Origin of the sequence: Streptomyces sp. NPDC058701 (genome assembly GCF_042715295.1) — a bacterium.
In the GTDB taxonomy this organism is placed as follows: Bacteria; Actinomycetota; Actinomycetes; order Streptomycetales; family Streptomycetaceae; genus Streptomyces.
Genome location: NZ_JBHXSY010000027.1, coordinates 1 through 17,326, shown reverse-complemented (window position 1 = coordinate 17,326; position 17,326 = coordinate 1). Strand labels below are relative to the sequence as shown.

Sequence of the window (17,326 nt, the reverse complement as noted above, 5' to 3'; positions counted from 1 at the left end):
GGCGATCCAGGGGGACCCGATGACCACATCCGGACTGCACAGCAAACCGACCGACACACCGCCCCCACCGCCGCCGGCGGAGATCACCTACAGCGGGCAGTACTCCGTCAATCCGCTCGCCGAGGTCTCCTTCCGGCAGATGTGCGCGACGCTCCCCTCCGTCCTGGCCCGGATCGGCCGCCTGTCGTGGCAGACCGACCGGCAGGCCGTCCGGCTCCTGATCGGGTGCCAGGTCATCACGGGCGTATCGGCCGCGGTGCTGCTGGCCGCCACCGCCCGCGCGATGGGGCCCGTACTCGGCTCCGGAAGTCCCGGCGACCGTCTCCAGGGCGCCTTGCCCGCGCTGCTCGTGGTCGCGCTCGCCGCCACGATGAACCGTGTCTCGGGGGCCGTGGCCACCTACGCTGAGCGGCGGATCACTCCCCGGCTGACCTCGGAGACGGACAGCGCCCTGGTCGAGGCGGTCTGCCGGGTTGAGGCCGCGGCCTATGCCGGGGACGGCTTCTCCGACCGTCAGGAGGCGGCCGAGATGGGGGTGGTCCGTACCCACGTGATGGTCACCGACGCGCAGCGGTTCATGTCCTCGCTGATCCGCCTGGTCACCGCCGGCAGCGTCCTGTCCCTGCTGAACGTGATGATGCTGCCCCTGTTGCTCCTCGCCGTGCTACCGGCAGGTATCGGCGCCGTGCTGACCGCCCGCGTCGACTACGAGATCCACTACTCCAACATCTCCGACAGGAACGTGCGCGGGATGATGCGCTGGTGGGCCACCGCATCCCAGTACGGCGACGAGGTCCGCGCCAACAGCATGACCGACTACCTCGTCTACTGGAACCGGGCCCTGTCCGACCGGTGTGACCAGCGGAACCTGGCGGCCGCGCCCCGAACCCTGCGGATCTCTCTGCTTTCGGCGCTGGCCGGCGGCGTGTTTCTTCTGGCGACCTGGGGCGCGCTCGCCTGGCTCGCGGTGACCGGCCGGATCGAACCGGCCATCGCCGCCACGGCCGTCATCGCCGTCCAGACCGCACTCGCCTCCCTCTCCCAGGTCGTCATCAACGGCGCCGCGATCTTCCACACCAGTCTCTACCTCACCGACATGCAGGCTTTCCTCGACGAGGCCGCCGCACGCACTCCCCAGCGCGGACCGCATGAGATCACCGGCCCGGTCGAGGAGATCCGGCTCGACGAGGTCGTCTACCAGTACCCGGGCAAGGACCGAGCCGCGGTGGACGGGGTCTCCCTCACCCTGGAGCGCGGGCAAATCCTCGCGATCGTCGGAGCGAACGGCTCCGGGAAGTCGACCCTGTTGCGACTGCTCACAGGGATCTACCTGAGCGACAAGGGCAAGGTCACCTGGAACGGAAGCGACCTCGCCGCCACCGACCCGGACACCGTTTGGCGGCGCACCGGCCTGGTCCCGCAGGACTTCGCCAAGTGGCCACTGCGGGTGCGCGAGAACATCACCCTAGGACAGCCCCGCACCCATGACGACGGCGCCGTGTGGGAGGCCATCGACGCTGTCGGCCTGCGCGAAGCCATTGAAGAGCTCCCCGACGGCCTGGACAGCCTCCAGGCCCGTGACATCTGGGGTGGCGTCGAGTTCTCCGGCGGGCAGTTTCAGCGCGAGGCGTGCGCCAGGGCCCTGTACCGCAAGCCCGACCTGTTGATCATGGACGAGCCGACGTCTCAGATGGACCCTCGCGGTGAGCACCTGATCTTCGAACAGATCAAAGCCATCGCCGCCGACCGGATCACCATCATGGTCACCCACCGCCTGGAGAACACGAAGATCGCGGACCACATCGTCGTGATGGAAGACGGCCGGATCTCCGAGCAGGGCCACTTCGACGATCTTGTCCACGGCGGCGGGACCTTCGCGGAACTCCTGGCACTCTCCCAGGACCGCTGACCACGTCGCCTGCCCCTGCGGCCCGCGCGAAGCGGCGGGCCGCACATCACCGAGGGAGAAGCCCGTGCCTGATGTCCACACCGCGGCCGAGGTGCACGGCCGGCGTACGCCCGCCTCGTCCATGGAGGGAAGCGCAGCGTGAAGCAGACGGCGAAGACCCCGCCCGCGTGCTGCTTCGCTGGGCGGAGGAAGCGCATCGATGAACTCATGGGCCAGCTGCGCGACTTCGAGCAGATGGTCCCAGGCGAGTCCGTCCAGAAACTCGTCACCGAGAACACCTCGCTCAAACACCGCGTCCGCCAGCTGACCGAGGAACACCGAACGCTCCAGGAACCCCTTGAGGGAGCCCGTTCCAACAACCGCTTCGCCGAGAAACGCATCGCCGACCTGGAGGCCCAACTTGTCGAGCTTCAGCAGCCAGGCCCAACCCGTCCCCAGGACCACCGATTGACGGGGGCTTCGTATCAGCGGCCGGAGACCCCACGCAGCCATCGCGCATGCTGGCGGACACGCAATGCGTCCTCGGGAAAGTAGCTGGCCCAGTCCTCATTCAGGGGCGTCCAAGCCGCTGGCTGTCCACTCTCTGTAACCAAAGGCGTTCCCGCGCTCACGATCGCGACGAACGACAGCCCAAGAGTCGCCGGCCACTCCCGGCGATAGGAACGCACCGTGGCCGCGGCAGGTTCCGGCAGCAACTCCGCCTCGACGCCTGTCTCCTCGAAAAGCTCACGACGCGCACCCTCTCGGGGTGTTTCCCCCGGCTCAACACGTCCGCCCGGTGGGACCCACCCCCGCCACCGGTGATGGACCAGCAACACCCGAGCGAGATCCTCATCGAAGACCCACACCTCTGCGGCAAGCGGCTCCGAGGACCCCTGGCGGGCGGCGGCCGGCCACTGGCCAGCACCGTCAAACTCCCCCTTCGCCAGCCGGACGTCGGCGGCTGCGGCCTCTACTACCCGTGGATCAAGCGCATCGTGAATCATCGGAACAACGTAAGGCGAAGGTCTGACACCGGGGTAGCACCGGACAACGTCCTGGACAGCCACGCGACGCTCCGACGCAGGTCGCAGACGAACTGGACGTCTCGATGGTCGGTAAACAGCGAGAAGTTCTACATGCGGGAGAGCCAGGCTTGTGTACGGCTGGTCATTGACCGCCTTCGAACGCGGTGGATGCGACGGGGCGCTTGAACTGCGGGAGGGCTTCGGCCGACGTCGGCCGGAGCCCTCCCGTTTCGTTCGGTTCTGCCGCCTTGGGTCAGTGGCTGGTGAGTTCGCCGGTGAGCTTGCCGTGGAGGTCTGCGCTGGGGTCGTTGAGTCCGATGATCTCGACGCTCTTGCCGCGCTGGGCGTACTTGGTCTCGATGGCGTCCAGGGCAGCGACGGAGGAGGCGTCCCAGATGTGGGCGGCGGTCAGGTCGATGACGACCTTGTCGGGGTCGCCTGTGTAGTTGAACTGGCCGACGAGGTCGTTGGAGGAGGCGAAGAACAGCTCGCCGGTCACGGAGTACACCACCGTGCTGCCGTCGGGGTCGGTGACCGCAGTGACGTTGGCGAGGTGGGCGACGCGCTTGGCGAAGATGACCATCGCGGTGACGGAGCCGACGACGACGCCGATGGCGAGGTTGTCGGTGGCGACCACGCAGACCACGGTGATGACCATGACGGCGATCTCGCCGGCGGGCATCCGCTTAAGGGTCTTGGGGGCGATGGAGTGCCAGTCGAACGTCGCGAACGCCACCATCACCATCACGGCGACCAGCGCGGCCATCGGGATGTCGGAGACGACCGGGCCGAAGACGATGCACAGCACCATCAGGAACACGCCCGCCAGGAAGGTGGACACGCGGGTGCGGGCGCCGGACACCTTCACGTTGATCATCGTCTGGCCGATCATGGCGCAGCCGCCCATGCCGCCGAAGAAGCCGGTGACGATGTTCGCGATGCCCTGGCCAATCGATTCGCGGGTCTTGGATGAGTGGGTGTCGGTGATCTCGTCGACGAGTTTGGCCGTCATCAGCGACTCCATGAGGCCGACGAGCGCCATCGCGAAGGCGTAGGGGGCGATGGTGGTCAGGGTGTCCATGGTGAACGGCACGTCGGGCAGGCCCGGGACGGGCAGGGAGGACGGCAGGGCGCCCTTGTCGCCGACGGTCGGCACTGCGATCGCGGCGGCGACGGTGATCACGGTCAGGATGACGATGGAGACCAGCGGGGCCGGGATGACGGTGGGGACCTTCGGGAAGAACACCATGAGCGCGAGGCCGCCGATGATCAGCGGGTAGACGGCCCACGGCACGTCGTGCATCTCGGGGATCTGGGCCATGAAGATCAGGATGGCGAGGGCGTTGACGAAGCCGACCATCACCGAGCGCGGTACGAACCGCATCAGCTTGGCGACGCCGAGCGCGCCGAGGGCGACCTGGATGACACCGGCCAGGATGACCGCGGCGATCAGGTAGCCCAGGCCGTGTTCACGGTTCAGGGACGCGATGACGAGCGCGATGGCGCCGGTGGCGGCGGAGATCATCGCCCGTCGGCCGCCGACGACGGAGATGACCACGGCCATCGTGAACGAGGCGAACAAGCCGACGGCAGGGTCGACACCGGCGATGATCGAGAACGAGATCGCCTCGGGAATCAGCGCGAGCGCGACGACCAGGCCCGCAAGGACCTCGGTGCGCCACGCCTTCGGATCGGACAGCCGGTCCGGACGGAGACCGCGCAGCCGCGCGGCAGGGGACGTCAGGGAAGCAAAAGACGAGGGAATGGGAACCTGTCGTGCTCGGGCACACCCCGCTCCGGGCAGGCCGCGGGTGTGCGGGAGAACGCGGAGAAGCCGGGCCGGCGCCCCGCGGTCGGCCCGAAGATCAGACGGGCCGGAAGACTGGAAAGGTGGATGCGGCGGGCCTGCGCAGTGCGCGGCCGGGCAGCTCGTATCCGGGGCGAAGCATCACGGCGGGCAGGCGGCGGCCCTGGGCGTCATGGGCTCGCGCACGCTCTCTCCCCAAGGATCGGATCTTCGCCGGGGGCACCATCGGCCCCGGAACGGCAGTCGCTGGGCAGACGGGCCGCCCTTACGACAACAACTCTACCTTAACGTTAGAGTAGAGATCGGTGGGGCCGCAGAGGACGCGGCCCGCCACGACGAGAAGGGCCAGGACTGCGGGCGTGGACGAGAAGCACATGCAGATCGGCGAGGTCGCCGCGCGGACGGAGTTGTCGCTGCGCACGATCCGGCACTACGAGGAGACCGGCCTCGTAGTCCCCTCCGCCCGCTCCCAGGGCGGGTTCCGCCTCTACACCGAGACCGACGTCGCCCGTCTTATGGTCATCCGCCGCATGAAGCCGCTCGGCTTCACCCTCGACCAGATGCGCGACCTCCTGGACGCCACCGACCGCCTGGACAACGATCCCGGCCTCGACACCGGCGAGCGCGAGGCCCTGCTGAAGTGCGTACGCGGGTACGAGCAGGCCGCCACCGAACAGGTCGACAAACTCCGCATCCAGCTGGCCCGCGCCGAGGACTTCGCCGAAACGCTCCGTGCGCGCCTCCACCAGGCCGCACCTGCCGGGTCCTGACCCGCGGTGACCCGCCGCCCCGCCCGCTGTCCGGCCACGCCCCTGCTGGTGATGGGCGCGATCCTCACGATCACGGGCGCCGCCCTCTACACGATGCCCGCCGAGCGGCCCGAGCTGTACGCGGCCGCCGCACTGGTGCTCGCCGCCGTCGCCGCGTGGTGGTGCGCCTCCCGCCAGAGCTGATCACAACCTGACACCGATGTGATCTTGCGGAGGGGTGCGGGGCAGACAGCCTGCCCACCAGTGGATACGGTGTAAAGAACGCGTCAAGAGTGGCGCGCGGTGTGCCGGGAAGTCTGGTCGGCGTCCTGGGGGCAGTGTGCCCTCTCGTCGCTGACACACCCGGAGGCCCACTGCCATGGCCGGCACCCGCTCCCCCTTCCTCGGCCTGCTGCCCCTGCCCGAACGGCAGGCGATCACCCGCGCCCTGCGCACCGAGACCGTCGGCGGCCTGGTCCTCCTCGCCGCCGCGCTTGCCGCCTTGATCTGGGCGAACAGCCCGTGGAGTGCTGCGTACGCGTCCGTGCGCGACTTCCACTTCGGGATACCCGCCCTCGGCCTGGACCTGTCGGTGGGGCACTGGACGGCGGACGGGCTGCTGGCCGTGTTCTTCCTCGTCGCCGGGATCGAGCTGAAACGCGAGCTCGTCGTCGGTGAACTGCGCACCCCGGCCACCGCCGCGCTGCCCGTCATCGCCGCCCTGTGCGGCATGGCCGTACCCGCCGCCCTCTACCTGGCCACCGTCACCGCCGACGGCGGCAGCAGGGCGGGCTGGGCGGTCCCGATGGCCACCGACATCGCCTTCGCCCTCGCCGTCCTCGCGGTGCTCTCCACGCACCTGCCGTCCGCGCTGCGCGCCTTCCTCCTCACCCTCGCCGTCGTCGACGACCTGGGCGCGATCCTGATCATCGCCGTGTTCTTCACCTCCGACCTCAACCTGTGGGCGCTCGCCGGAGCCGTCGCGGGCCTGATCCTCTTCTACCTGCTCCAGCGGCTGCGCGTACGCGGCTGGTGGTGGTACGTGCCCCTCGGGCTGGCGATCTGGGCGCTGATGTACAACGGCGGCGTCCACGCCACCGTCGCCGGCGTCGCCATGGGCCTGATCCTGCGCACCACCCGCGACAAGGGCGAAGAGGTCTCACCCGCCTCCCGGGTCGCGCACCTGGTCCACCCGCTCTCCGCCGGTATCGCGGTGCCGCTGTTCGCGCTGTTCGCCGCAGGGGTGAGCATCTCCGGCCCGGCCCTGGGCGCGGTGTTCACCAGCCCCGAACCCCTCGGCGTGGTGATCGGCCTGGTCGTCGGCAAGACGGTGGGCATCTTCGCCGGAACCTATCTGGCCGCCCGCTTCACCCGCGCCCAGCTCAACCCCGACCTCGCCTGGGCCGATGTCCTGGGCCTGTCGGCGCTGGCCGGGATCGGCTTCACCGTCGCCCTCCTGATCGGCGAACTCGCCTTCCCCGGCGGCCAGAGCGCCGAGCACGTCAAGGCCGCCGTCCTCGTCGCCTCCCTGATCGCCGCCGTCCTCGTCCTGCTGCGCCGTCGCAACACCGTCTACCGGCGCCTGTACGAGGCGGAGAACCTCGACGCGGACAACGACGGCATCCCCGACATCTACCAGCACACCCCGGCTGCCGAGACCCCCAGCGCTCGCAGGGACGGGCAGCCCACCTGATGGCCGGCGGTGATGCCTCACTGCTGGCGCCCGTGATCGTCATCGCCGCCCTGGTCATCCGCACCGCCGTCACCGAGCTCCGGCATCCGGGCAGTGCCCGGCGGCAGTGGGCGTTCGCCGCCAGCCCCCGGGCCATGGCGGCCGGTGCGACGGTCGCCGCGGCCACGGTCCTGATCAGCGGTACCCACCTTGGGGGGCTGCGGCGGCCTGGGCCCTGCTCATCGGGACACTCACCGCCTTCCTCACCGGCCGCGACACCCCGGCCGCCTCAACTCACCCGAGCAAGGAGCAGCACGTGTCGGAACGACGGATCGGGAAAGTGCTGGCCGCCATCGGCGCGCCCCTCACCCTGGCCGGGGTGGCGATGTACTTCTGCCCGGACCCGGCTTCCCCGTACTCGTGATCGGGTTGTCCCTGCTCGCCACCGGCCTCGTCATGGCCGCCGCCGGCCGCCGGTAACGCTCACCGCCCCGCCCCGTCCCGACACCCCACAGGAACCACGACGATGATCTGGCAGTGGATCGGCCTGGCAGTCTTCTCCCTCACCCTGCTCCCCATCGGACTGACCATGGCCGCCGGCCGAGTACCGGCCCGGCTGCGCGCCAGGTTCGCGCCAGTGCGCGTCCACGGCTGGGCCATCCTCGCCATCTACGCCGTGGCACCCCTGAACGCGATCCCACGCCTGATCAGGGCCTCCCCGGAATTGAGCCTGGCCCTCACCGTCGCCGCCGGGATCGTCGCGGTGGCCGGATGCCTGATGCTCGGCCTGGCCCGCCTCGCAACGGCCGAGAAAGCCGCCCCATGACACGCACGACACTCCTGCGGACCCCGCTCTGGTCTGTCGTCGCCTGGTGGGCAGCCCTGACCGGCATCCTCTGGCTGGCGGGCACGGCTCTCGGACACCCTGCGCCGCTCACCGGATGCGCCATATCCGCCGCTCTCCTAGTCGCGGTCGGCGAATGCGGTGACTGGCTGCGGCGACGCTGGACAGAGCGACGAAGCGGCGGCTTTGCGTGCGTCAGTCATGGCGGGCGAGCTTGACCGCGGAGACGAGCAGGATCACGGCCAGTACGGGGATGAGCACCAGGTCCGGGAACACACCGAGCAGCAGGCCGCCCAGCACCGCGCCGGCGATCGAGCCCGCGACCATGACCAGGGCGAAGCGGCGGTTGGCGCAGAGCACCGCGAAGCTGCCGTCACGGCTTTAGCGGGCAAAGGCCACCAGCATGGTCGGGAGCGACACCAGCAGGGACAGGCTTCCCGCCGTCTTGATGTCCATGCCGAACAGCAGCACGATCGTCGGGATCAGCAGCTCGCCTCCGGCCACCCCCATGATCGCCGCGACCACTCCGATGCCGAACCCGGCCACCACCCCGAGCGGCACTTGCACCTCCAGCGGCAGGTCGAGGGTCCCCAGCGTGGAGAAGTGCGTGAACAGCAGGGCCGCGGCTATCAGTACCATCAGCGCGGCCAGCACCTTGTAGAGGGTGGAACTGCGCATCCGCACGGCCCAGGCTGCCCCGGCCCACGCGCCCACCAGACTCCCGGCGAGCAGGTTGACCGCCACGGGCCACTGAGCGGCCACCTCCGAGGCGGGAACTGCCGCCAGCCGAGCGGGCAGCGCGACCAGGACCACGACCAGACTCATCGCCTTGTTCAAGATGACGGCCGAGAGCGCAGCGAACCCGAAGAGGCCGATCAGCAGCGGGAGGTGAAACTCCGCGCCGCCCAACCCGATCATCCCGCCCAGAACGCCAATGGCCGCTCCCGCCCCGAACACCACGGATGCACAGTGCGTCGAGCGAAGCGAAGCAAGATTCTCGTTCGGGGTCACACCGGGCATCCTCGCTGGTAGCGGGCCCTATCCGCTACGCCACAGTCCCAGCCTCAGGGAAAGGAACCAGGCTGCAGCTCTAGATTCGTCCGGACCTCCGAGCACCATGCATCCGGACCGTCGCCCGCCATGCGGAGACTCACCGGTGCCCTCAGGGGCACGGGCACGCCTGGATAGTCCGCAGATCTCCCGAACCCGGCCGGAGCCCCCTGCGAGGACCCGGCGCGAGGGAACCGTGGCCAACTGCCTGTCAAAGTGGCCAAGTAAGCCTCAAAGTCACACACGGCAACGGCGGCCTCGACCGGCCTCCCCACGACGTCCCTTGTCCACAGGGGCACCGTGGCGTCCTTGAGACATGAGCGATCACGAGCAGCAGCAGCCGGCCCCGCACCGCGGCAAGGTCCTGGAGGCCCTCGCGCGGGCGGAGCGGAAGGTCTTTACCCGGCCCGCGCCGAAGTCCGCCAATGCACAGGTGAAATTCCTCCTCACGCGGATGACGGGGTCAGCGAGGAGCCTGGCGGAGCGTGTGGGCACCTCGACCCGCACGATCGAGCGCTACCGTGCCGGGAAGCTGAAGAAGCCGCAGAAGCGGCTCCATGCCGCCCTGGTGGAAGCGACCGAATCCGAGTGGCAACCGCAGGTCAGAGCACAAGCGCGCGAACAGGCGTCCACCTCCAGGGGGATGATGGTGGAGGTGACGGCGTACTTCGGATTCACCTGCACGGGCAGCTCGGACGACGGCCGCGAGCGCCAGATCACCACGGACATCTCGCCCACCTACGTGAAGCAGATCCTGGAGCTCCAGGCAGCCGGTGCGACGGAGGAGGAGCTGTATCCGATCGTCGCTGAGGCCATCACGGAGTCGTATTTCACGGAATGGGGCACACGGGCTGATGGCCTCCGCGCGGATTTCACGGCCGTGTCGTCGATCTCTTTCCGGTTCTGACCCGGCGAATTACGAACCTGCTATAAACCAGATCTTGAGCCGAAGCACGATAGTTGTCACTAAGGCAGGCTTGTTGTCACCGACCGGTGCGCCCGGGTTTGTCGGGCCCGCCGAACCGGGGGTCAGGTCGCAATCTCGTATGGGTCACGGTGACGTGGATGCGAACCGGAATCGCCCCGGTGCACGCGAGCGTAGCTACCGCCCAACCTGGTCGCCATGATGTGTCAGCTGCACTCTCGTGAGCTCGTTGGATTGGTGCGACGTCGGACCTCGCTCAACGAGTTCCTTACGGCGCCGACGCTTCCGTTGGTCAGTCGACTAGCGACCTGCGTCAGAGATTCTCTGGCTGGTTGAACGCGTAACTGACACGGATAATTTGACCGGCCACTTCGGTGTGGTTCCATTCAAAGATGGCCGCCTCTGCGGAATCTGCGTCGGCGAGAGTGATGTAGCCCACCCCCTTGTGCCTACCTAGGTGGTCTAGAGGGAGGGAAATCGATTCCACGCCCCCGGCCTGTGCGAACATTTGCGCCAAGTCTTCCTTGGTGACTTGCTGGCTCAAATTGCCTACATAGAGCGTTTTTGACACTGCCGACTCCCTCGGGCTGGTTTCGTTCACCGATCTTGACAGCCCGCCGGCCGAGTGTGATCCCGGCGCGCGCGATCATCAGTACCCGACGGCAGCCACTTTCACCCTTGTGGTAACAGGACGGCCCCGAGGCCACCCCCACCCGACCGTCGCGTCGCCCCGGCCAATGAAGTCCAGAGAAGAGAGCACCTACTGCTCGGGCCTGCTAGCTCTCGATCTTCGTCGCTGGTGACAGAAAGGCTGCTGAGTGGGCATTTGTGACAAGCCGCGTGCCTCGCCTGTGACAACCAGGCTGCTTCGGCCGATCCCGTTCACCAGCTCATCCGGCTCCACTGGTGACAACTCCTGAGCTTCGGCTCAGATCTTGAGCCGAAGCACAATAGTTCTCGCATAGGCAGGCTTGTTGTCACCTGCGGAGTTTGACGCTGGAAGGTCGCTCTCTCAACTCTTGACGGCTTCCGCGATCTGCTGGGCGGCCTGGGCGGGTGTGAGGTGGACGACCTCGGCCTCAGCGCGCAGCCATGTGCGGGCGGCCTCCGCGTAGGGCTCAAGGTATTGGAGACGGAACGGGGAGTCGGGGCCAAGATCGGTACGAATGGGTGCGTGGCCCCGAAGTCGAGCCGGGCATTGTCTCCGGTTTCTGCGTGTCGGCAGCGGCATATCTGATCTTTCACGCAATAGCGTGATGCAGGTGTTATGCCGGGTGTCGCGCTGCCATGCTCGGCGTTGCGGCCCCACCTGGTTGGCCGTGTCCCGCCTGGTTCGAGCACGGTCGGGACCGGTCCCCGGGGTGGAGAGGTTGAAGGTCATGCGCGTACGGATGACGGATCCGCAGGAGCGGTTGGAGCGGCTGCAGGGCCTGCTGTCCGGAACGGGTACGGATTCGCGGGTGGCGCGGAATCTGGCCCGCACACAGAAGACCAACCTGATGTTCGGGTTGGCTCTGCACGCCGCGGACCGGTTGCGGCAGGGCGAAACGCCGACCGAGCTGGAGGAAAAGCTGCTTGACGTGCTGCGAGTGTTCCTGCCGGAGGAGGAGGTGAAGGAGTGTGGCCGGGTCTACCGGGAGCAGGTCGCCACGCGTGGTGCGCTGGTGGGCGTGCCCGCGACCGTCACCGCCCGTCCGGTCTCCGCGGGCTACGACTTGACCGATCTGGCGAGGGACATGCCAGCGGTGAGCGAGGAGTGGAACGCGCAGTCGAACAGCTCGTTGATCGACACCAAGGCGCTGGCGGCGGGGGCGGACTTCGACAGCCCGGACTTCATTGAGGGCATGCGCGAGTGGGGCTTCGGTGTCAGCGTGCCTGCCGCGCCCTCCTCCTTCGGGGCCGGTGCTACGGCGCAGGAGGGCAAAACCCCGGATCCGGTGTTCGACGCCGAGCTGTGGTTCGACAAGTTCCATGTCCACGAGACCGTCGGCGACGGGTGGCCGGGGAAGAGGGACGAGATCCGCTGGGTGTCCTGCGGCAGCAGCGACCTGGCGCCGGCTGTGCCGTTCCTGTCAGAGGAGTACGGCGAGTGGCTGGCCGTTGAGGGAGCGACCACAGGCATCGGGGAGAGGGTCTTCCGCGGCAAGGTGAGCAGCGGTTTGGTCCTCACCGTCGAGTGCTGGGAATGGGACACCGGCGACGGCAACGACGGCAGCATCGGCGAGCAGCTGATCGAATGGAACAGCAATGTGTGGGTCGGCACGGCCTGGTCCGTCCTGGGCGCGATGTCGCCGGGGAACCTCATGGGGTTGCTAATGGACCTCACCTCGGCCGCGATCACCTTCGTCAGCCTGTTGGTGAAAAACGACCTGTCGAGCGCGCGGACCTTCTTCCTCGACCGGGCCGCGCTGGCCGAGCTCTCCGCCCCCGACCCCGACCCGCGCAGCACGCAATGGCACTTCAACGGTGACGGTCACCACGAGCTGACGGTGAGGTTCGCAGGGAAGCCGGTCCCCTTTCCCGACCTGGAGTACGTCGTCCACGATGGCAGCAGTTGGGACACGCCGGTCACCCTGCCCTGGCAGAGCGCCACCGCACCCGCGCTGGTCTCCTACCAGGGCCGTCTGCACGCCTTGTTCGTCCGCCCGGGCGACCGGGCCGTGATGTGGTCCCGGATGGAAGGGCAGACGTGGAGCTCTCCCGGGTCGATCCGTGGGTGGGCCTCGTACCACGCGCCCGCCCTGACCGTCTTCAAGGACACGCTGTACTGCGTCGTCGTGGCCCTCGACGGCACGGCGCGTTGGGCCACTTGCGACGGCACCTCGTGGAGCAAAACCACCGTCCTCCCCGGCACCCACACCGAGAAGGCACCCGGCCTCACCGCCGACGAGAACACCATGTTCCTGGCCCAGGTGGCCCCCGGCGACCAGACGGTCCGCATCAAGGTCACCGACAACGGATCCACCTGGACCAACGAGTCCACCTGGACGCGGCCGAGGATCCCATGCCCCATCTCTGCCGCGACCGCGGGCGGCCAGGTGTTCATCGCCATGTGCGACGAGGAAGAAAACGTGCTCAGCCAGCGCTGGGACTACCAGTGGTGGTCGACCACCATCCGCACACCCTCCGGTTGGCGCACCGGCTGCGGACCCACCGTTGTGGACCACGGGGGTGCGTGGCTCCTCCTACGCGCCAGTGACGGCAGCCTGCGGGCCTCGACCTTTCGCGAGAGTGCTCACAAATGGGCCGACACCCACTTCGTCGGGGCCGGCGGCGAAAGGGACCCCATCACGCCCATGGAAGAAGTGGCCGCGCACCGCCACGACGGCAAGCTGTACGTGATGTACCGCCGCTGACCCGCAAGGAAGGTCAGCACGTCACATTTGTCGCTGAGCGGGGACAGAAAGGCATGCAGGCTGCGAGGGTCCGCCCGGAGTACTAGGGTGTGTGTGATGTCGTGATCAGTCGGCGGTCTTCAAGAGGTCGTCGATCCAGATCATTGCGGCGCGGAGGTGAACGCCGGCGAGGTAGCTCTCGGGTGTTTTGTCGTAGCGAGTGGCGATGCCTCGCCAGGCCTTGAGCTTGTTGATCAGGCGCTCGACGGTGTTCCGCTCCTTGTAGACGTCGGCGTCATGGGTGACGGGTCGGCCGCCTCGAGTGCCCTTCTTCCTCCGGTTGGCGGCCTGGTCCTTCTTCTCTGGGATGACCGTCTTGATGTTGCGTTTGCGCAGGTAAGCGCGGTTGCCGTGGGATGAGTAGGCCTTGTCCGCAGCGACCGCGCCTCATCGCGCAGTCCCCGACGTGGACCCGCAGCGCTTTCGGGCCGGACCCGGTCCAGATGGATTCGAGCTTCCAGTCCGGCGGTGCAGGCGGGGGCCGGCGGGCCGCCTCGGCGGCCAGTTCCCCCTCCAGCTCGCTGATCGCCCGATCGGCCAGCTTCTGCCGCCAGCCCATCCAGGCCCGTACAGCCCGCCAGCTCTCCAGCCGGGCTTCGGGTCGCTCATGAGGACCGTGTCCCGGGCTCGACGACGAACGCTTCGCCGCTCCACTTGTCAGCCAAGCCGCCGATTCAGACGCCTGGCCCCTGTCCAGTAAGCCGACTCCCTCCGCCCGGCCACCCGGAGGCGGCCAGCGCGCGGTCGATGGCCTCCGGGCGCGCAGGCGTCGTACCACGCACCAGACAGGCCGTTCCGTCTTGTCGGGTCCGACGTGGCGACAGAGCCCGGCCGGGTGACTACGGGCCCGGCCGGGCTCTGCGTGCGTGGGGTACCAGTGCCGCTTGGGCTCAGAACGCGTCGTCGCGCAGGTAGCGCTCGTCGCGTACGTCTTCCTCGCGGCGCCGTTGCGTCTCCTCCGGGCGCTGACCGCCGTGCGACGGCGTGGAAGGCTGGGGGTGGACCGGGTCCTGGCCGGGCCTCTGAGGGCGCTGCTGCTCTTCGCGGCCCTTGCCCGGCTCCTGGCGCTTGTCCTGCTTACCGCCCATGACGGCGACTCCTTGATGCGTGGGGTACGGATCCTCCCGTTCAAGCTGACACGAGCCATCACTTTCCGCACTTCTTCCGCTACCCGATGTGGCGGAAGGATGGTGTCGTGCCGGGGACAGACGCGTCGGCATGCGGGCCGGGCACAGGACGGCCCCAACAGCCGTCTGTACACCTGAACAGCCCAACCCGCGTGACGCAGGGCAGGGCGCGAACGTCGGGAGCGTCGACACGTGACCGCCTGCCCGTCCATCCCGGGCCGGTATCCGTGTGACGGCCCCGCTGCCGCCAGCCGGCGGCGGGGCTGTTAATGCGCTGGCATCGAATTCGCGGACGTCACCGACACCCCGGAGCGCGTCGTGGGGTTCGTGGTGACCCCGACGACATGCTTGTTAGTGATCAAGCTTCTTGAGCTCTCCCCCGGCCCGGCCAGGAGCTCGCGGGAGAGGTCATCGAGCCAGACCGACACTTCCGCGGCGGACAGGGCGCCGGCGACGGGGCGATGGAGGTGGAGCGCGAGATCTGTGGGCGATCTTCGCCAACCGGCACGAGTGCTGAAAGCCAAAAGACCGCGGGACGCACCATCCCCTCCACTGGCCAGGCCGGGTGGGCGCGAGGCCAACCTCAGAGGTTCAGCGTGGTGGCGTAGGCCAGGAAGAACAGGGCGGTGACGAAGGCGAGGAGGCAGATCAGCACCAGGGGGCCCTTTCCCCAGCCGCGGGTGAGGGGCCGGTACGGGCCGGTTCCTGTGCCAGTGCTCGATTCACCGGGTGGAGTCTCGCCTGGCGGGACCCCGGTCCCTGCGCCGGGTGAAGGCGTACGGCGTGGATCTGGTCCCGAATCCTGTGCCGACATGACGTGTCCTCCTGCCCTTGGCAACAGCCGTCAGTGGCCCTGCGGCGCAAGCGGCTTGAGAACGGGGTGTTCAGCACCTACCCGGCGCTGGGCGCACCACGCCGCACGCGACAGCGAGACGGTTAAAGCGGGGCTGGGGTCGTTGACTTGCGGCGCGTCCCTACGAGCGCTCATGCCGGCGGCGCCACCATCGGCGGAGCATGCCGGTTGTATCCGAGAATCTCGCGGCGCCTCTGACTTGCCTGCCCTGTTCGCAGCGCAGCAGGTGTAAGCGTGGATGCCGTGCCCTTCGGACAGCGCGGGCGTCGGGGAGGTGTGGTAGCGGCTGGGGGTCTATCCGGCGCTTCGGGTCTCGGGTGGGTCCTGGGGGTCGACACCGGTGTAGGCAGAGGCGTCCTTGGTTCCGCTGGGACGCTGCGAGCGGCCTCGGGGGCCGGTGTCGTGCATTCCCTTGTCACCGGAACCCTTGCCCTGCTCCTCGCCGCGGCTGCTCAAGCTCTTGGTGGGGTTGCCGTGGGGGTTGCCCGATTCTTCCTTGGACACGGTCCTGCCGGGACCCTTGGCGGGTGCGTACTTCTCCGGGTGGAAGGAGCGGTGAGCGCTGGGGTTGTCCTGTTGCCTGGTCTCGTCCACGTCCGGCGACCAGCCGTGCTGCTCGGTGCCCTTGTGTGGGCTCGGGCCCTCACCGTGCGTGGGCTGAGAAGGCTTGCGTTGCTGATTGGCCATGGCCTGACCTGCTGTTCTGTATGCGGAAGGCTTAAGGCTGCTTGGACGCGCCCGCCCCACCGCTGGCAGTCCTATTGTCCCACCGTGAATCCCAGGCCGCCGAAGACTGTGCCGGGGCGAACCGGCTGCGCGAACTCCTCCGCGGCGCCGTGGACCGCAGTCATGGCCGGGTGACCGGAGGCGGGCGCAGAACTCGGTGGGGGGCAGGTCGTTGGGGTCCTCGAAGTCGCACTCTGCACCGGAGGGACCATCGTGGGCCGTGCTATCACCGTGGATGAAAGCTGCATCAGGGCATTCAGGGAGTTGAAGGGCAAACCGGATGTCAATACCGTGATCTTCCGGCTCGATGCTTCCGCGGATTCCCTCCTCGTCGAGGATCAGAGCAACCTGACACACGACGAGCTTTTGCTGGCACTGCCCGCTGATCAGCCCCGGCTGGTCCTTTACGACCTGCCTTTCGCCAGTGCGGACGGAACGCGGCAGAACAAGATCGTGTCCATTTGCTGGCTACCTGCAGCTACCGGCCCCCGGGATAGGTCCGCCTACGGTCAAGCTCAGGCAGCACTGGCGGATGCTCTGGACGGGGACCAGGTGGCCATCGTCGCGGCAACTCTGTCGGACCTTGACTACCCCCGCCTCGTCGCCCAGGCCGGCTGAGCCGGGGCCCGCCGGATCAGACAGCGCCAACCGGGACGGCCGCCGCCCGAGGCAGTGGCCCGATTGATCGACGCCGGGCGGCGGGCAGTCGGGGCGCTACCCATAGGCCAGGGGCGCGGTTCTGCACGGCCGGTGGCTTGGGCCATCCGGTGCATCCGCTGAGGGTGCAGACGCCCATGGGCAGCTGGATGTCCGCCGCTGTCCTGGACTGCGTGCCGACGGCCGGTGCACCCGTTGACGTAGCACGCCTCCGGACGCGGTAGATTGAACGCGTTCAAGTCATCATCGGGGCCGGGGGTTGGTCATGCAGGCCGCTGCGCGAGCGAGTATCCATCCATGGCAGTTCGGCCTCGTGCTGTGCGCCGTGGTCACCCCCCTACCGGTGCTGATCGTGTGGTTCGCGGATTCCGGCATTCCGACGCTCGCCTTCGCGACCGCCGCGGTGGTCTCCGTGCCGTTGTTCCTGTACGCCCGGCCGTCCGGCTTCGTCTACGTCGCGGGCACCATCGCGGCGCTGCTGGTGCTGTGGTCGTTCATCGGCGCCATGGCCGGGATGTTCCTGTTCTTCCCCTCGGCGCTGCAGCTCCTGCTAGTGCTCTGACCGCATAGGTTCGCCGGGTTGGCGGTCGTGGCGGTTGGATGTG

General features: G+C 68.2%; 18 protein-coding genes and 3 pseudogenes. 11 read left to right on the top strand and 10 right to left on the bottom strand.

Annotation, left to right across the window (positions count from 1 at the left end):
* The first annotated feature begins 19 nt into the window (after nucleotides 1–19).
* Both ACFWW8_RS25595 and ACFWW8_RS25590 read left to right on the top strand, forming a co-directional pair.
* A complete protein-coding gene (locus tag ACFWW8_RS25595) occupies nucleotides 20–1,909 on the top strand; it encodes an ATP-binding cassette domain-containing protein (protein ID WP_386531656.1) in 1,890 nt (629 codons plus the stop codon).
* Between the two features lie 138 nt (nucleotides 1,910–2,047).
* Nucleotides 2,048–2,443, top strand: coding sequence for a hypothetical protein (locus ACFWW8_RS25590; protein WP_386531784.1), 396 nt, complete (start codon nucleotides 2,048–2,050; stop codon nucleotides 2,441–2,443).
* Here ACFWW8_RS25590 and ACFWW8_RS25585 read toward each other — a convergent pair.
* Nucleotides 2,374–2,895: an NUDIX domain-containing protein gene (locus ACFWW8_RS25585; protein WP_386531654.1), complete on the bottom strand. Its 522-nt coding sequence runs from the start codon at nucleotides 2,893–2,895 to the stop codon at nucleotides 2,374–2,376. The two genes, ACFWW8_RS25590 and ACFWW8_RS25585, sit on opposite strands and share 70 nt — an antisense overlap.
* Before the next feature lie 274 nt (nucleotides 2,896–3,169).
* On the bottom strand, nucleotides 3,170–4,681 hold the full coding sequence (locus tag ACFWW8_RS25580; protein ID WP_386531771.1) for a SulP family inorganic anion transporter: 1,512 nt from the start codon (nucleotides 4,679–4,681) through the stop codon (nucleotides 3,170–3,172).
* Between the two features lie 401 nt (nucleotides 4,682–5,082).
* On the opposite strand from ACFWW8_RS25580, the gene ACFWW8_RS25575 reads away from it, so the two are divergent.
* The 4 genes from ACFWW8_RS25575 to ACFWW8_RS25560 all read left to right on the top strand — a co-directional run bounded on the left by ACFWW8_RS25575 (nucleotide 5,083) and on the right by ACFWW8_RS25560 (nucleotide 7,970).
* Nucleotides 5,083–5,493 carry a MerR family transcriptional regulator gene (locus ACFWW8_RS25575; protein WP_386531652.1) on the top strand — a complete coding sequence of 137 codons (411 nt, stop codon included), beginning with the start codon at nucleotides 5,083–5,085 and terminating at the stop codon, nucleotides 5,491–5,493.
* 6 nt (nucleotides 5,494–5,499) lie between these two features.
* Entirely contained in the window at nucleotides 5,500–5,676 is a 177-nt protein-coding gene (locus ACFWW8_RS25570; RefSeq protein ID WP_386531650.1) for a hypothetical protein, read from the top strand.
* Between the two features lie 175 nt (nucleotides 5,677–5,851).
* A complete protein-coding gene (gene nhaA, locus ACFWW8_RS25565) occupies nucleotides 5,852–7,165 on the top strand; it encodes a Na+/H+ antiporter NhaA (protein WP_386531648.1) in 1,314 nt (437 codons plus the stop codon).
* A gap of 505 nt (nucleotides 7,166–7,670) precedes the next feature.
* Entirely contained in the window at nucleotides 7,671–7,970 is a 300-nt protein-coding gene (locus ACFWW8_RS25560; RefSeq protein ID WP_386531647.1) for a hypothetical protein, read from the top strand.
* Nucleotides 7,971–8,183: 213 nt separating this feature from the next.
* Here ACFWW8_RS25560 and ACFWW8_RS25555 read toward each other — a convergent pair whose 3' ends face one another.
* Together ACFWW8_RS25555 and ACFWW8_RS25550 are read right to left on the bottom strand one after the other, a co-directional pair.
* Complete coding sequence (locus ACFWW8_RS25555) at nucleotides 8,184–8,348, bottom strand: hypothetical protein (protein WP_386531645.1); 165 nt, start codon at nucleotides 8,346–8,348, stop codon at nucleotides 8,184–8,186.
* A gap of 21 nt (nucleotides 8,349–8,369) precedes the next feature.
* On the bottom strand, nucleotides 8,370–8,999 hold the full coding sequence (locus ACFWW8_RS25550) for a sulfite exporter TauE/SafE family protein (protein ID WP_386531644.1): 630 nt from the start codon (nucleotides 8,997–8,999) through the stop codon (nucleotides 8,370–8,372).
* Nucleotides 9,000–9,354: 355 nt separating this feature from the next.
* Here ACFWW8_RS25550 and tpg point away from each other — a divergent pair, with 355 nt between their 5' ends.
* Nucleotides 9,355–9,945, top strand: coding sequence for a telomere-protecting terminal protein Tpg (tpg, locus tag ACFWW8_RS25545; RefSeq protein ID WP_386531642.1), 591 nt, complete (start codon nucleotides 9,355–9,357; stop codon nucleotides 9,943–9,945).
* A 331-nt stretch (nucleotides 9,946–10,276) separates the two neighbouring features.
* Here the strand turns inward: tpg and ACFWW8_RS25540 are convergent, their stop codons facing one another.
* Complete coding sequence (locus ACFWW8_RS25540) at nucleotides 10,277–10,534, bottom strand: RNA recognition motif domain-containing protein (protein WP_386531640.1); 258 nt, start codon at nucleotides 10,532–10,534, stop codon at nucleotides 10,277–10,279.
* A 441-nt stretch (nucleotides 10,535–10,975) separates the two neighbouring features.
* Nucleotides 10,976–11,125 (bottom strand): annotated as a pseudogene (locus ACFWW8_RS25535) (ATP-binding protein); the annotation flags it as partial.
* 217 nt (nucleotides 11,126–11,342) lie between these two features.
* Here ACFWW8_RS25535 and ACFWW8_RS25530 point away from each other — a divergent pair.
* On the top strand, nucleotides 11,343–13,319 hold the full coding sequence (locus ACFWW8_RS25530; RefSeq protein WP_386531639.1) for a hypothetical protein: 1,977 nt from the start codon (nucleotides 11,343–11,345) through the stop codon (nucleotides 13,317–13,319).
* 5 nt (nucleotides 13,320–13,324) lie between these two features.
* A pseudogene (locus ACFWW8_RS25525) lies at nucleotides 13,325–13,405 on the top strand (cold-shock protein); the annotation flags it as partial.
* A gap of 19 nt (nucleotides 13,406–13,424) precedes the next feature.
* Here the strand turns inward: ACFWW8_RS25525 and ACFWW8_RS25520 are convergent.
* From ACFWW8_RS25520 to ACFWW8_RS25505, 4 genes and pseudogenes are all read right to left on the bottom strand, one after another.
* Nucleotides 13,425–13,745 (bottom strand): annotated as a pseudogene (locus ACFWW8_RS25520) (transposase); the annotation flags it as partial.
* A 503-nt stretch (nucleotides 13,746–14,248) separates the two neighbouring features.
* Nucleotides 14,249–14,446: a hypothetical protein gene (locus ACFWW8_RS25515; RefSeq protein WP_383931697.1), complete on the bottom strand. Its 198-nt coding sequence runs from the start codon at nucleotides 14,444–14,446 to the stop codon at nucleotides 14,249–14,251.
* A 622-nt stretch (nucleotides 14,447–15,068) separates the two neighbouring features.
* Nucleotides 15,069–15,299, bottom strand: a complete 231-nt coding sequence (locus ACFWW8_RS25510; RefSeq protein WP_386531637.1) for a DUF6480 family protein — start codon at nucleotides 15,297–15,299, stop codon at nucleotides 15,069–15,071.
* A 333-nt stretch (nucleotides 15,300–15,632) separates the two neighbouring features.
* Complete coding sequence (locus ACFWW8_RS25505) at nucleotides 15,633–16,025, bottom strand: hypothetical protein (protein WP_386531635.1); 393 nt, start codon at nucleotides 16,023–16,025, stop codon at nucleotides 15,633–15,635.
* Between the two features lie 252 nt (nucleotides 16,026–16,277).
* Here ACFWW8_RS25505 and ACFWW8_RS25500 point away from each other — a divergent pair, with 252 nt between their 5' ends.
* Together ACFWW8_RS25500 and ACFWW8_RS25495 are read left to right on the top strand one after the other, a co-directional pair.
* Nucleotides 16,278–16,682, top strand: a complete 405-nt coding sequence (locus tag ACFWW8_RS25500) for a hypothetical protein (RefSeq protein WP_386531633.1) — start codon at nucleotides 16,278–16,280, stop codon at nucleotides 16,680–16,682.
* Nucleotides 16,683–16,986: 304 nt separating this feature from the next.
* A complete protein-coding gene (locus tag ACFWW8_RS25495; RefSeq protein ID WP_386531631.1) occupies nucleotides 16,987–17,283 on the top strand; it encodes a hypothetical protein in 297 nt (98 codons plus the stop codon).
* Nucleotides 17,284–17,326: the final 43 nt, after the last annotated feature.